Raw genomic sequence first — 14437 nt, 5'->3', positions numbered from 1 at the left:
CTCAGTTGACGCAGGGGATGGTGTCGCCGGTGATGGTGGTAGCGACCGGTGCACCGACATCCGGTGTGGGCGTTGCGGTTCCGGCGAGCGGGTCGGTGGTCGGCAGCGTCGGCGGGCGTGTCGATTTGAACAGCGCGACGCTGGGGTCCGAATCGCCGAACGCGGCGCGGACCTCGCGGCGGATGGCCGCCGGGTCGATGATGTTGACGTCCTGACCGTCGATGGTGTCGTAGCGCAGCACGGGCAGGGTACGGAATTCGACGGCCGGGCTCTCGGATGAACCGAGGGTGCGCAGGAAGTCGGTGATGTTCCAGCCGTCGGACAGCACGATATTGCGGTGGGCGACGTCCATCAGTGCGGACAGCTTGCCGACATCGGTGAAGGTGCCGGCCTTGCGCAGATCGAGGGCCACCGAGGTGAGGAAGGCCTGCTGGCGGTGGGTTCGATCGAGGTCGCCGTTCTCCAGGCCGTGCCGCTGCCGGACGAACGCCAGCGATTGCGCCGGATCTAGTCGCTGCCTGCCGGCGGGGAAATCGGCGCCGGAGTAGTAGCTGTCATTCACCGGTTTGTTGAGGCAGACATCGACTCCGCCCAACGCCTTGGCCAAGTCGTAGAAACCTGCCAGGGTGACCTCGCCGAATCGATCGATCGGCACGCCGGTCAGGTCGCGCACTGCCTGCACGATCGAGGCTCGCCCCGCCTCGCGCCCCGCACGCTCGAGTGCCTTGCTGTCGGTCACGCCCTGACTGATCAGTTCATCCTGCACAGCCGCCTTCTTCAGACCGTAGGCTTCCTTGATCTTCACGTTGGTGTAGCCGGGGATGCCGGCGACCTTGACGTAGTCGTCACGCGGAATCGACACGGCCACAATCTTTTTCATGTCGGCGGGGATGTGCACCAGGATCAGCGTGTTCGCGTTGTACCCGCCCTCTTCGCCGTCGCCTGCGTGCAGCTGGTCCAGGATCTCTTTCGGCAGGTCGTTCCCGGCCTGATCCTTGCGAGTGTCCAGGCCGATCAGCAGCACGTTGGTATCACCGGCCAGCGACCTCGGTGCATCCACACCCAATGCCGCCGACCTGGTGAACCCTCGGTCGAACCGCCCCTCGGTCGCCCATCCGACCGCGGTGCCCGCGAGCACCGCCATCGACACACCACCGGCCAGTACCTTCAGCGCGGTTCGCCCCACTCGGCGCTCCGGACGACGATGCGCGCCACCCTGCGGCCGACCGCGCCGTAGGCGGCCCCGCCGGGAATCCTCGACCGGAAAGACCGGTGCTGTTCGTTCGTCCATAACCGATTCCAGTTTGACACGAACGATTAGCCGACAATTGGCTCGATTCTTGGCGAAACCGCTGGCCAGAACGTCGCAGGTGGACTCGAAGCCGCCTCGGTGGTGCCGATCCGGGACCGGACAAACCTCATCTGACGTTGCGATCTGAGATTACAGCCGGGCCCGGATGGCTGCCGTCTTTCGCTCGGCAGCTCTCCCGATCCGACTGATTGAGTTCTCGGCCACATGTGCCACAGCACACATCCAGCATCTCGATTTTCTCGGCCGACCTGCTCGCGAACTCCCCTACTCGACGGCCAGCGGACCGAGGATGTGCGGCGTCGCGGACCTGCACTTCCTTGATCTCGCACAGCCAGCCGTCGACGTGCAGCAGCATGTCGTCGAAGACGTCCTCGTCGGCGCGTTCGGCGAGGCCGAGGCCAGCGACGGTGGCAGCTCGTGGATCAGCCTGCGGCGTGCAGATCCAGGATTTGGGTGAGGGCGTGTTCGAGGGCGTAGTTGGCGTCCGCAGCGCCGCCCTTGACGTCGGCGTTCAGGGCCGCGACCACCTGGAGGGCGGAGCCGATGGTGGTGGGGTTCCAGTTTCGGGCCTGTGCTTGGGCCTTCTTGACTTTCCAGGGTGGCATGCCCAGTTGCTGGGCGAGTTTGAACGGGTCGCCGCGCCCTGCGGAACCGACGCGGGCGATGGTGTGTACGGAGTCGGCCAGGGCGTCGGCGAGCAGGACATGGGGGACGCCGCGGTCGTTGGCCCAACGCAGCGCCTCCATCGCGCCGGGGCGGTCGCCGGCGACGGCGAGCTCGGCCACGTCGAAACCGGACACCTCCGCCCTGCCTGAGTAATAACGGTGCACGGCGGCGACATCGATCTTGCCGCCGGTATCGGAGACCAGCTGCGAACAGGCCGCGGCGAGCTCGCGCAGTTCGGATCCGACGGACTCCAGCATCGCCTGCACCACGTCGCCCGCGACACGTACTCCGGCGTTGCGGAATTCGCCGCGCACGAACTCCACGCGTTCGGCCGCCTTGGTCACCTTGGCGCAGTCGTGCACCACCGCACCGGCTTTCTGCAGCGCGGGCACCAAGGCCTTGGCCCGTCCACCACCCGAATGCAGTACCACCAGCACCACGCCCTCGGGCGGATCACCGGCCGCAGCGGTGATCACCGCGACCGCGTCTTTGCCCGCCTCGGCCGCCGACTCCAGGATGATCACTCGGTCCTCGGCGAACAGCGACGGACTCAACAGCTCCGCCAGTTCGGCCGTGCTGGCGTCACCCGCCCGCATCCGATCGACCGGCACCGCATCGGCATCCGGCGCGAGCGCACGCACCTGCGCGGTCACCTCCGCCACCGCCCGCTCGACCAGCAACTCCTCGTCCCCCAACATCAGGTGCAGCGCAGGACGCTCGGTCATGACATCACCTCGCCGACGCTCGCCTCCGCCACACGCATACGCGCGCCGGTTCGATGGTCCTCTCGCTGACGCTCGCTGCGCTCGGTCACGGCAGCGATCCTACGGTCCCCCACCGACACCCCCACCCCGCAGGTTCCGCGTGTTCTCGTCACGGCGACCCGTCGAAGCGCTGCGCTGCTTTCCAGGTGGCGAGGCCGTCGCGGATCGCGCGGGACCTTCGAAGAAGACGACTGGGAGCCGCCGCGGCGGCTGCGTCCACCATTCGAGCGTGCCGATCGAACTCGCTACGCAGCAGTTTCTCCTCGATCGCCCGGGTGACGAACACCGCCAAGGTGACGCCGTCGTCCTCGGCGGCCAGCTCCGCCGCCGCGAGCAGATCGGCAGGTAGCCGCATGTTCACGGGTTTTGTCACGCTTCCTAATCTATTGATGCCCACACCTGGCGTGTGCCAATTTGCCTTGCGGCACAGGAAACTCATCGCGAGGTCACCATCCGCAGCTCCCGCCGTCCACCCAGGATCAGCACGTCTCCTCGCTGGTCTGTACGCACCACATTTGTGCCTAGTGCGGATAGCTCCGTGAGGATTCCGGGGTTCGGATGTCCGAAGGTGTTCTCGGTGCCGACGCTGATCACGGTCAGCCGCGGTCGTACTGCGGCGAGGAATTCCTTTGTGGTGGTTCGGGATCCGTGGTGTGGGAGCTTCAAGATGTCTGCCTGTAGTGAGATACCGGTTTGCAGTAGTGCACGTTGCGCGGGCGCTTCGATGTCTCCGGTGAGCAGGATTCGTCCCGCTGGGGTGGTTGCCGCTAGGACGATCGAGCGGTCGTTGGCTTCTTCGGCTTCGGCGCCGGGGGTTGGTCGTAGTCCATCCACCGCGGGGGCGAGGACCTCTAATTCGACTGTGCCGAAACGAAATAGCTGTCCGGCCGACAACTCCATGATCGGGATCTCCGCGTCCTCGGCAACACCTACTACGTGTGCAAGCCCTTCGCCGTGTCCTCTCCGCTGCGCCGCTTTGCTCGGCGGTGACTGGCGATCAGCTGACGCCGGCCGAGCATCTCCGGTGGTCGACGCACCGCGGGTACCCGGTTGCACCGCATCGAGCTCATGCGCCCCCACCGCCACGGCGGCCACGGTACGTCCGTCCAGCGCGCCGTTGATGCCGCCGATGTGGTCGGCGTGGGGATGCGTCAGCACGAGTAGCGGGATTCGCGATATATGTAAGCGGTCCAAACAGTTTCGGATCGGCCGTGGCTCCGGCCCGACATCGATGACCACCGCGATGCCGTCACCGAGCGACAGTGCGAGCCCATCACCTTGACCGACATCGCAGGCAGCCAGCACCCAGCCCGACGGTGGCCAGCCGGGATGCCAGATCCGCACCGGGATCAGCACCACTGCCACGCCGAACGCCACGGTCAGGAGCACCCTGCGGATGGCGGCGAATCGCAACGCGATGACGACCGCGGCGACAGCTATGAGGGCGGCGATTCCGCCGAACACTCCACCTGGCACCCCGATGGAGGCGCCGGGCACGTCGGCCGCGCGTTCGGCGACGAACAGCAGCCACCACATCGGCGGGGCAGCACAATGCAGCACAAGTTCGGCAAGCGGCGACCAGAGGCAGGACAGCACCGCGCCGAGCGCCCCGATGATCGTTATCGGCGCAATGACCGGCGCTACCAGCACATTCGCGAGAATCGCGACCAAGCTGAGCTGCCCGTCCAGTGCGACCATGAGCGGCGTGGTGACGACGAAAGCACCCGCCGCCACCGCGACGATCTCGGCAGGGATGCGCCGCCAACCCCGCGCGCACAGCCAGTCGGCCCAACTCGGTGCCAGCAGGATCAATCCGGCGGTCGCGCACACCGACAAGGCGAAGCCGACGGAAACCGCGAGCGCCGGCCACACGGCAAGCAGCCCGATTACCGCCGCGCACAGCGCAGGTAGCGCCTGCTTTCGACGCCCGGTTACCAAGGCCAGCAGGGTGATCGCGCCCATCGCCCCGGCGCGCAGCACACTCGGATCGGGCCGCGCGATGATCACGAACAGCACCAGCGCCGCGCCCGCGACCAGCGCACCGGTGCGCGGACCGAGGGTCAGCACCCGCACTACCAGCAGTACCGCGCCGAGCAGGATGGTGAAATTGGCACCGCTGACCACACATAAATGACCCAAACCTGCGACATCGAACTCTTCACGAAGCTCGTCGGGCAGTGCGGAAGTGTCTCCATCGACCAGCGCGGGTAACAACCCGGCTGGCTCCGCGGGCAACGCCCGAGCTGCCGCGGTCGCGAAATCCGTGCGGATCGAATGGGCTACGCGTTGCCACCACGGCAAAGCGCCGACAACCTGCGGTGGCCCCTGAGCCACCAGCGTCGCCACCGTGAGATCACGACCGCGTGGCCGATCGACTCGCGCCTGGAACTCGACGGCCTGTCCGGGCAGCAGCTCCGCCCACACCTCGCCCGACGCCAGCACCACCACCGCGCCACCGGCTCGCACTGTCGTTGCGCCGAGCCGATACTCGTCCAGACTTGCCCGCACAACCCATCGGCTGCCCCCGAACGAACTGCCGCGCACCGGCTTCGGATCGTCGCTGGGCGTCACCACCATCCGCAGCGAAACCCCCGCCACGGCCCGCAGTGGATGCGTGGCCACCCGATGTTCCCGCCACGCCGCGGCCACCGCGAACCCGCCCGCCAGTAGCACCGCGGCCAACGCCACCACCGCAACGGACCGGTGCCGCTCCCCCGGATGCGCCATCGCCGACAGCAGCAGCACCCACAGCCCGATCGCCAGCGCGACCAACGCCACCGCCAGCCACAGCCCGGCCACCCACCCGGCCGTCACCGCCACAATCGTTGCCCCCCAACAACACAACGCCGCGGGCAACAGCCGAGCATCGAGCACCTGCGCTTCGCCATCGGCGTCATCCTGTTCTGCGTCCTGCCCGCGTCCGCCGGGCACCTGCCGCTCACTCCGGTGCACCGCGCTCATACCTTCACCAGCTCGCGCAGCCGGGACAGGCGCGCGGGACCGATGCCGTCGACCTGGCCGAGCTGGGCGACGTCGGTGAAGCGTCCATGGGTGGTGCGCCAGGTGACGATGGCTTTGGCGGTGACCGGGCCGATGCCGGGCAGTGCGTCGAGTTCGGATTCTGTCGCGGTGTTGAGGTCTACCCGGCCCGATGGTGTGGATGGCTGCGCGGATCCGGACGGGGCGGCCGAAGGGCGGGCACCCGAGTTGATGGTCGCGCTGCCGAGTTGCGGCGGGCCGGGATTCGGGCCGGGCGGGCCGACGAGTACCTGGTCGCCGTCGAGCAGTCGCTGGGCCAGGTTGAGTCCGGCGAGGTCGGCGCCGTCTCGTGCACCACCTGCCGCGGCGAGGGCATCGGCGACCCGGGAACCGGCGGGCAGGCGCACCAAACCGGTGCGCTGCACCAAACCGATGACGCTGACTACCAATTCGGCCTCTGCCGACCCTGGTTCGGCGGGCGCCGGTGCGGCACCGGGCGCGGCGGCCGCACTCCGCGGCACCGCACCCGACAAGCGCGCGACGGCGGGGTCCGCGGTCGTCCGCACCGCGGGCACCGGTGGCACGGGCCGGGCCACGGGCCGTTCGCGAAATATCACCACGGCGGCTATCGCCATCGCCACCACGCCGACCAGCAGCAGCGTGCACATGCCCCGGCGTCCCGGATCCAGCCGCATGCCCCGAAAGCGCTCCGGCACAATGCGATCCCGCCATCCGGCGGTGACGGGTTCGTCCAGCCATCCCGGCGAACGCACCTCACCATCGCCCTCATCGTCATCGGACGGCAGCTCTGCCAGATCCCATCGTCCGGGACGCGCGATGCCATCGTGCGAGCGGTCATGCGCCGATTCGCCGAGTCCACCCGACATCCGGGGCGCCGTCGGCAGCGCACTCACCAACTGCGCGCGGCGACCGCCGAGGGGTTGCGCGGCCTCGGCCGCGCCCGCGATTCCCGTCCGGCTGGCGCCGACGCGGCAGGTCAGTGCGCTCATCCGGCGCCGGATCCGTTCGCGTTCGTCCTGTCGTGGCATGAGGGCGACGGTAGTTCCGGGTGGCACCGAAAGATCGTGGCCGACCAGGTAATTCGCCCGCTCTGTTGACAACTGCCGGGGTGTGCACAACTCGCCGACGGCAGGTAGATCGGTCGGGCGTGGCGCTGTGCGAAGTGCAAAACTTGGCCCGTGATCCGATTCCGTTTCGGCTTGGCGCCGTGGGACCGAGTCGGGCCGTGCGGAGATCGGTCCCGGACTCTGCACTGGTTCGCGCTCACCGAAGGCTGGTACTACATCGACCTCGGCGACCACCACCTACTCCGCTTCTCCGACCGCACGACCGAGTTACTGCGCACCCAATCCGGACGACACAAGACTCCGCACGACTGCTACGTCGAGTACTACGTGGCCCGGCTGTGGGAGGACGTCCTCACACTGCTCCCGAACGCACTGGAGCCGGTACCGAACGACCTGGTCGACTTCATCGCCGCCGAAGCCACGGACTGGTCCTGGGCGGATACCCCTGAGGTCGACGCCGCGTCGACCTGGTACGGCGACCGCACGCTCGACACCGGTTACCTGTGGTTCGGCCCGCACCTACGCTGGTGGCGAACCGTCGACGGCAGCGCCGACACCGTCACCGTCGCCTGGCATTACCCGGCGGATCCGGAGAGCGAAATCGAGTTCACCGGACCGCCGACCGGCCGGGTCAGCGTCCCGACCGACGAATTCCGCACGGCCGTCATCGAATTCGATCGCGACCTGCTCGCCGCGATGGCAGCACGCCTGCGCGAATTCGAAAGCTCCGGCCCGCCACCAGGTATCGAGATCGACTCAGCCCAGTTGGCCTACGAACAACACGACCGAGCGCGACGGCTCTCCCGAGCCCTCGACCGCAGACCCGACACGGACTGGTCGGCCGTCCGCGCCGGCGCCCACACCCTCCGCCAATCCGCGCCCGCAGCACGCTGACCCAGCGACCCAGATCCCGCAGCCCGCTGACATCAACGAGGTCGGGTTCCCCAGCATGCTGGCCTCACCAAGGCCAGGTTTCCCCAGCAAACTGACTCATTGCGACCAGATCCCCAGCACATCGACTCACCGCGACCAAATCCCGCAGCCCCACTGACCTACTGCGACCAGATCCCCCACCACACTGACCCGAGCGCGATCAAATCCCGAACCACACTGACCCGAGCGCGATCCCGCAGCACACGGACCTCAGCAAGACCCGTGAGCGGCACACCACGGAGACCCCTTCTCGCACTTCGCCGCAACCATGTACCACTCGCCGATCCGCCGGTTACCGGACGGGACATGACGGCGGCCTCATCCGGCGTGTCGGCGCCCCTATGTCCCGTTCGGCGCAACGAGAGCTAGGCGCAGCCGCCGGGGAGGACTAGGACGCCTACTGCGCCGATGCCGAGGTGGATGCCTAGGGCGGGGCCGAATTCGGCGACGATCAGTTCGCGGATGCCGGGGACGAGGTCACGGAGCTGAGCGGCGACGGTTTGTGCTGCGTCTTCGGCGCCGAGGTGCTGTACGGCTACGGCGGCACCGTCTTCTCCGGCCGCATCGACTGCTGCCGCAACAAGTTTCGCGAATGCCTTGGACCGAGTGCGAACCTTCTCCCGAAGTTCCAGCCGACCCTCGACGATCTGCAGCAGCGGCTTGGTAACCAGCTCGCTGCCGAAAAACGCGGCGGCAGAACTCAATCGGCCACCTCGACGTAACTGTTCGGTGCGGTTCACCAGGATGAACGTGCGCGCGCGACTCGAAGCCGCGACGGCCGTGTCGTACACGACATCCAACGAAGCCCCGCCCTGCGCCCGGCGCGCTGCGGCCAGCACCGGCAGCCCGGTGGCCAGGCCCGCGCCGAGCGAATCGACGAGCCGGACCCGGTCGGCCGCATCCATGTCGCGAACGGCTTGCCGTCCCGCCTCCCACGTTCCGGAGAGCTGACGCGAAATATGCACCGCGACAACACCATCGCCGCCGCTGAGCTCCCAGGCCTGTTCGTAGACGGCGCGGAGCTCACCGGGCGACGCCGCCGAGGTGGTCACGGTGTCGGAGCTGTAGTCGATGTCGATGGGGTCGACGCCCTCGCGGATCGCGCGATCCCCGATCAGCACATGCAGTGGTACGACGGCGATATCGAGCTCGGCGGCGAGTTCGGCAGGGAGGCTGGCGGACGAATCTGTCACGACCACGACGGCCACGGACTACCGAACCTCCTGCAAGGTCTTCACCATCGCGTTGGCCACGGCCGTATGCCCGGCCCAGCCCCAGTGGATGCCGTCCGGGTTCGCGTCACCGGAGAAGATGTTGTCGCGCACCGCTTCACCGAGGTCGACCAGCGGCACCGAGGTCCGCGCCGACCATGCCCGCAACGCCTTGACGGCGGGCTCCCGCCCGGAATGCACGCGTCCGTAGGCCTCGCAGTTGTGCACCGACGGCAGTACCGCGACGAACGGCAGGTCGGGCCGCAAGTGCGCCAACGCTTCCCGCGACTGCTCCAAATAGTCGACGCTCACCTTCGGCGGAAGCGCCACGGGGCGACCGAGTTTCGACAGCTTGGGCTGCAACCAGGTGTAGGTGGCCCGGACGCCGCGGCGCAGCGCCGGCGGCCGCACGTAGCGGATCAGTTCACGCAGCGCGGTCGGCAGCGGCGAGGGCAGCGAGTCCATGCCGCCGACCGCGAACACCACGGCACCGGCGCGCGGCACCGCCGCCCACACCCGAGGATCACCGATCAACGCCCAGTAGGCATCCCGGCAGGTCCAGCCGATCCGCCCGACCACCTCGACATCCCAATCCAGTTCGGCCCCAACAAGGTTCGGCCAGATCCGCGGATGATCCGCGGGCAGCCCGCCCTTGGGCCCGAAGTAGGACAACGAATCCGCGATCACGAGCAGCACGGGCCGCGCGGTCGCCGCCACCTCGGACGAGGCGACAGCGTCGGCAGCAGCGACAACCGACTCGCCCTCCGACGCGGGATCGAGCGTGGCGGATTCCGCAGTAGCCGCGCCCGACTCGGCCGAGGCACCGGACGCTCCCGCATCGGCAGTCGCCACCGAACCGACTGCGGCACTGAGCGGTTCACGAGAGGCACTCGGCTCCGCAATCAGAACCGACGCCTCTGCCGACTCCGCAACGCCCTCAGCGGATGCGTCCGAGACAGTTTCATCGCCGGCAGACGGTGCCGTGGACGAGACAATGCCGGCTACCCGTTCCGGCGGCGGCGGATCAACCGAACTGGCGGGCGCAGAACCCTCGGGTTCCCCGGGCGCCTCCCCCTCCTCCGTGCCCGACTCAGCGGCTTCAGCCTCCACCGCCGGGGGTACCGGGGGCGGGCCGAACAGCGCGTCCGGGATCGAACGTTCCGGTTTGGCCGACGCCTTACGGAACAGTTCGTCCGGCACCTGCCGAATCGGGTCTTCAGAGGACATCCGGGGCCACCTTCGCCGATGCGTTCCACACGTCAAGGCGCCAGCCGGGCTGGTCGATGCTCGGACCGTGACTGCTGAGCTGCACCCAGCTGGTGTTGGCCAGTCCACCGAGGACGGGCCAGTTCGCTGGCGGCAGATCGAGCAGCGCGGCCGTGAGGCCGGCGATCAGCCCGCCGTGCGCCACCAGGATGATAGTCCGGCCGGGCCAGTCCTGCCGTTCGACGAGCAGTTCCCGCACCACCGGCAGTGACCGTGCGCCGACCTCGAGTTTGCTCTCCCCGTTCGGTGGCCGGAAGGTGGCGTCGAGCCGCCAGGCCTTGCGCGCGCCGGGGTAGTCGGCGTCGACCTCGAGGTGGGTGAGCCCCTCCCAGTCGCCGAGATCGGTTTCCCGCAGTCGCGGATCGGGCACCACGTCGAGCGAGGTGTGATCGGCGAGGGCGGAGGCGGTCTCGAAGGCGCGGCGCAGATCCGAGGAGATGATGGCGATCGCATTGCGCGAAACCAGTTCGCGCGCGGCTTCTTTGGCCTGCCGGCGGCCGAGTTCGGTGAGATCGGTGTCGATCTGACCCTGCATCCGGTCGGCGGCATTCCATTCGGTCTGCCCGTGGCGCAGCAGGATCAGGGTGCGCACGCCGGCGTACTTACTCACGGTCGCGCCTTTCTGACGCTGGACGCTGACTTACCGACGACTCGCTCGTTCACTCGGCATCGCTCTCCGCGTCACCGTTCACCGCCGCGGCCCGCGCCTCGGGTGTGCCGAGTCCGTCCACCGGCACCACTGGGCAGTCCTTCCACAACCGTTCCAGCGCATAGAAATTGCGCTCCTCGTTGTGCTGGACGTGCACCACGACGTCGACATAATCGAGCAGCGCCCAGCGCCCCTCGCGGGTCCCCTCGCGCCGCACCGGCTTGTGCCCGGCGTCGCGCAGCTTGTCCTCGATGTTGTCGACGATGGCGTTCACCTGGCGCTCGTTCGGCGCGGACGCGATGACGAAACAGTCGGTGATCACCAACTGCTCGGACACATCGAGCACCACCACGTCGAGTGCCAGCTTCTCGTCCGCCGCCAGGGCCGCGATCTGCGCGATCTCCACCGACTCCACAGACGCACTCATGCTTGCCCCCCGCTACGCTCGCTCACTCAGCTACCTTCCGCTCCTGCGGGCACATAGAGGTGCCGCTTGGATATGTACTGCACCACGCCATCGGGGACGAGGTACCACACCGGCCGATTCTCGGCGGCGCGGCGACGGCATTCGCTCGACGAGATCGCCAGCGCCGGGATTTCGACCATGGTCACCGCATCGGCCGGAAGATCACGCAGATGTTCCTCGAGATGATCGGTATTCAGCTCGTACCCCGGACGGCTCACCCCGACAAACCTCGCCAGTTCGAACAGTTCGGCCCAATCCTGCCATGTCAGGATGTTGGCCAGCGCATCCGCTCCGGTGATGAAGTACAGCTCGGCGTCGGGATGCTTGCTGCGCATCTCCCGCAGCGTGTCGACGGTGTAGGTGACCTTGCCCCGGTCGATGTCCGCGCGACTGACCGAGAATCGGGGGTTCGAGGCGGTCGCGATCACGGTCATCAGGTAGCGGTCCTCCGCCGGACTGACCTGTTTATCCGCCTTCTGCCAGGGCTGACCGGTGGGGACGAAGATCACTTCGTCGAGCTCGAACCGATTCGCGACCTCGCTGGCGGCGACCAGGTGGCCGTGGTGGATGGGGTCGAAGGTGCCGCCCATCACGCCCAGTTTGCGGCCGCGCCGACCTGTCTCTTGCATGAGTGCCGAGCTTAACCGGTCTGCTCCCCACGGCCGGGAGCGGCAAGCTACTCCCCGGCCACCCAGTCCCGGTCCTCGGCGTCCAGCATTTCCGCCAGCTCCCGGCGGGCCCTGGCGAGTTCCTCGGCGATCTCGGTGCTCGACGAGCCGCCGTCCAGTTCGGCCAGCTCGGCGATCAGGGCCTGCATCGCGGCGAACCACGGCCGGCCCGGCCCCGCGGTGGACCCCCACAGCTGCAACCAAGCCGCCGACCGCACGCACCGGGCTCGCGACACCACGTCGCCGAGTTCGCCGAACAGTGCGGCCGCCCGCTGATACGCGGCCACCGCCGCCGCGTCGTGGTCGCAGTAGTCCAGCGCGGCCGCCGCCGACATGGCGAGTTGGGCGTGCAGTGCGCGGCGTTCGGGATCGTGCTCCACCAGCTGGGCGCCGAGGGCGAACTGGCGGGCGGCGTCGTCGTATCGGTGCAGTGCGTTCAGCGACTCGCCGAACTGGGCGCGGACCGTGGCCAGTTCGGCGGGTGGATAAGGAACCCCGTTCGCCGCCAGAGCTTCCTCGAAGAGCGCGACGGCCTCGCCGTGCCGCCGACCGCGATGGAAGGCACGCGCGGCGATCACGGTGTGGTGCAGCAGGTCCGGCTCGGACAACCCCTCCCACCGAGCGGCCGCGCGCACCGCCGCGTCCGCCAGGTCGAGTTCGCGATCCGGTTGTCCGGCGATCGCGATGACCAACTGCGAGCTGACTCGCGCCAGGTGTTCCGCGGGCAGCACACCGGACCCGATCGTCAACGCCTCGCGCAGTCGAGCCTCGGCCTGTTCCGGGGCATCGGCCAGGCGAGCGGCCCCGAGCTCCGCCAGCCGCTGCGCTTCGCTTCGCCTGTCCGCTTCGGCGGTGACGTCGGCAGCCCACTCATCGGAACCCGGGACCGCAGTTCGGCTCACACCAGTGGCACCACTGCCGGCCACCGCGGAACCCCAGGCCGGCGCAACGCCAGGAGCAGTGCCAACCGTCAGCGCCGCACCACTCCCAGCACCACCCGCCGGCGAAACGGCGCCACCTGCTCCGGGGGCTTCGCCACCTGCCGCGGTGTCGACATCAACCGAACCGACGCCGCCCGCCGGGGAGCTACCGGTGCGAGCCGCCACATCCGCAGGGGACGCACCCTCCGGAATGGCGGTACCCGCCGAGCCGGCAACGCTCACAGAACCGGCACCGCCCGTCGCAGTGCCATCGCCCGGCAGCACGGCGCTGTCCGGACCCGAACCGCCCTTGATGCCGCCACCATCTGCCGAGGTGCCCCCGTCTGTCGAACCCCGCGCGCTCGCGGCACCGGACGTCGCGGCGGCACCATCCGCAGCATCACAACCTGCCGCTGACGTCCCTGGCAACCGATTCCGTAAACCCAGCGGAAGCCGTTCCAACAGCGGCTGTCTCGCCAACCGCGCGGTGACCCCCGTACTCACGGCAGCATTCCCGTTACGGATGTCGTACCGCGTACACAACCCCGCGATCTCCGTATCCAGCTCCGCCAGCAGCGAATTCACCGTCTCGCCCGCGATCGGCACATAGCCGAGGCCGAGCGTGTCGAGCCGGCGCAGCAGCACGCAGACCCCGGTGATGAACGCGAGCCGGGCACCGGCGTCCGCTCCGGGATCGGTGAGCCAGCGAGCGTGTTCAGCGAGAATCTCCAGGCCGCGTCCTTCATTGCCGGTCAGCGCACAGAACTCGATGTGCAACGCGACCGACGGCCGGAGGCTGTCGTTGTGCCGGACCAGCGGATATCCGGTCAGATGCGCGCCGCGTGCGTCGGCGACCCGTCCGATGCGTAGCAACGGAAGCAGTGCCTGCGCCAGTACTCGGTGCGGCTCCTCCGCGCAGACCCGATCGCCATCGATGACCGGCTGCCAGTGCGCGAGCGCACCGGCATCGTCGCCCAAAGCCGCACGGCCGGTGCCCCATTCGTTGCGCTCGCACGCATCGCAGTCCGACATGCCGTCGCGTGGCGCCGCCATCGCCTCCTCGTGCAGCAGCGCACCGTGCTCGGCGTCGCCCAGCTTCCTGGCCAGTTCGGCGCGCAGCGCGAGCACCGGACGCAGGCTGTAACCGCGCTGGCGGTAACGGTTTTCGAGCTCGTCGAACCATCGGTAGACCGTCGTCGGCGGCACCGCGGGATTGTCGATCAGCCCCCACGTCATCCACTTGAGGTACCAGTGCACCGAGTGCGTGAGCGAGCCGAGCTCGGCGGGGAACTCGTCGTAGATCCGCAGCAGCCTGCCGGAGGCGACCGGAGCCAGATCACGCTCGCCCGCATAGGTGTAGGGCTCGGCGAGCTCGAGCAGCACCCGCCCTTCGAGGTGCCGGTCGGTGGCCGACTTCGCCGCCGCCGCAAGCATTTCCAGCCGCTCGACGCGTAGTCGGCCGTGCGGCAACGAGTAGACCTGCGCGAGCGCCTCATTGATCTCGGCGGTATCCAC

13 protein-coding genes are annotated in these 14437 nt (G+C 68.5%); 2 read left to right on the top strand and 11 right to left on the bottom strand.

What is annotated here, in order from left to right; all coding sequences use genetic code 11:
* Position 1 precedes the first annotated feature (1 nt).
* A complete protein-coding gene (locus tag DBO33_RS10480) occupies positions 2–1291 on the bottom strand; it encodes an LCP family protein (RefSeq protein WP_107654849.1) in 1290 nt (429 codons plus the stop codon).
* A gap of 166 nt (positions 1292–1457) precedes the next feature.
* Here DBO33_RS10480 and DBO33_RS42670 point away from each other — a divergent pair, with 166 nt between their 5' ends.
* Entirely contained in the window at positions 1458–1769 is a 312-nt protein-coding gene (locus DBO33_RS42670; protein WP_159080197.1) for a hypothetical protein, read from the top strand.
* Here the strand turns inward: DBO33_RS42670 and holA are convergent.
* From holA to DBO33_RS10455, 4 genes are all read right to left on the bottom strand, one after another.
* Positions 1735–2703, bottom strand: coding sequence for a DNA polymerase III subunit delta (gene holA, locus DBO33_RS10470; RefSeq protein ID WP_107654847.1), 969 nt, complete (start codon positions 2701–2703; stop codon positions 1735–1737). The two genes, DBO33_RS42670 and holA, sit on opposite strands and share 35 nt — an antisense overlap.
* A 148-nt stretch (positions 2704–2851) precedes the next feature.
* A complete protein-coding gene (locus DBO33_RS10465; protein ID WP_159080196.1) occupies positions 2852–3115 on the bottom strand; it encodes a hypothetical protein in 264 nt (87 codons plus the stop codon).
* Positions 3116–3177: 62 nt separating this feature from the next.
* Positions 3178–5703, bottom strand: a complete 2526-nt coding sequence (locus DBO33_RS10460; protein ID WP_199856577.1) for a ComEC/Rec2 family competence protein — start codon at positions 5701–5703, stop codon at positions 3178–3180.
* Positions 5700–6770 (bottom strand): ComEA family DNA-binding protein, encoded by a 1071-nt coding sequence (locus DBO33_RS10455; protein WP_107654845.1) that lies wholly within the window; start codon positions 6768–6770, stop codon positions 5700–5702. The genes DBO33_RS10460 and DBO33_RS10455 overlap by 4 nt, the downstream gene beginning before the upstream one ends.
* 150 nt (positions 6771–6920) lie before the next feature.
* Here DBO33_RS10455 and DBO33_RS10450 point away from each other — a divergent pair, with 150 nt between their 5' ends.
* Positions 6921–7703: a DUF5984 family protein gene (locus tag DBO33_RS10450; RefSeq protein ID WP_107654844.1), complete on the top strand. Its 783-nt coding sequence runs from the start codon at positions 6921–6923 to the stop codon at positions 7701–7703.
* Positions 7704–8107: 404 nt separating this feature from the next.
* Here DBO33_RS10450 and DBO33_RS10445 read toward each other — a convergent pair whose 3' ends face one another.
* From DBO33_RS10445 to DBO33_RS43525, 6 genes are all read right to left on the bottom strand, one after another.
* Entirely contained in the window at positions 8108–8950 is an 843-nt protein-coding gene (locus DBO33_RS10445) for a DegV family protein (RefSeq protein ID WP_107654843.1), read from the bottom strand.
* A 3-nt stretch (positions 8951–8953) separates the two neighbouring features.
* Entirely contained in the window at positions 8954–9670 is a 717-nt protein-coding gene (gene octT, locus DBO33_RS44560; RefSeq protein WP_107660145.1) for a diglucosylglycerate octanoyltransferase, read from the bottom strand.
* Positions 9671–10169: 499 nt separating this feature from the next.
* Positions 10170–10829, bottom strand: coding sequence for a histidine phosphatase family protein (locus DBO33_RS10435; RefSeq protein ID WP_107654842.1), 660 nt, complete (start codon positions 10827–10829; stop codon positions 10170–10172).
* 49 nt (positions 10830–10878) lie between these two features.
* Positions 10879–11295 carry a ribosome silencing factor gene (gene rsfS, locus DBO33_RS10430; protein ID WP_107654841.1) on the bottom strand — a complete coding sequence of 139 codons (417 nt, stop codon included), beginning with the start codon at positions 11293–11295 and terminating at the stop codon, positions 10879–10881.
* A 26-nt stretch (positions 11296–11321) separates the two neighbouring features.
* Positions 11322–11963 (bottom strand): nicotinate-nucleotide adenylyltransferase, encoded by a 642-nt coding sequence (gene nadD, locus DBO33_RS10425; RefSeq protein ID WP_107654840.1) that lies wholly within the window; start codon positions 11961–11963, stop codon positions 11322–11324.
* A 47-nt stretch (positions 11964–12010) separates the two neighbouring features.
* Positions 12011–14437, bottom strand: a complete 2427-nt coding sequence (locus DBO33_RS43525; protein ID WP_199856576.1) for a hypothetical protein — start codon at positions 14435–14437, stop codon at positions 12011–12013.

This window comes from Nocardia suismassiliense (assembly GCF_900269665.1).
Taxonomy (GTDB): domain Bacteria; phylum Actinomycetota; class Actinomycetes; order Mycobacteriales; family Mycobacteriaceae; genus Nocardia; species Nocardia suismassiliense.
The sequence above is the reverse complement of the archived record's forward strand: the minus strand, read 5'-3'. Positions and strand labels throughout refer to the sequence as shown.

Bases quoted from the DNA above. Each gene is read 5' to 3' on its own strand.
- DBO33_RS10480 (WP_107654849.1), bottom strand. From the start codon at position 1,291: ATGGACGAACGAACAGCACCGGTCTTTCCGGTCGAGGATTCCCGGCGG.
- DBO33_RS42670 (WP_159080197.1), top strand. From the start codon at position 1,458: ATGGCTGCCGTCTTTCGCTCGGCAGCTCTCCCGATCCGACTGATTGAG.
- holA (WP_107654847.1), bottom strand. From the start codon at position 2,703: ATGACCGAGCGTCCTGCGCTGCACCTGATGTTGGGGGACGAGGAGTTG.
- DBO33_RS10460 (WP_199856577.1), bottom strand. From the start codon at position 5,703: ATGAGCGCGGTGCACCGGAGTGAGCGGCAGGTGCCCGGCGGACGCGGG.
- DBO33_RS10455 (WP_107654845.1), bottom strand. From the start codon at position 6,770: ATGCCACGACAGGACGAACGCGAACGGATCCGGCGCCGGATGAGCGCA.
- rsfS (WP_107654841.1), bottom strand. From the start codon at position 11,295: ATGAGTGCGTCTGTGGAGTCGGTGGAGATCGCGCAGATCGCGGCCCTG.
- nadD (WP_107654840.1), bottom strand. From the start codon at position 11,963: ATGCAAGAGACAGGTCGGCGCGGCCGCAAACTGGGCGTGATGGGCGGC.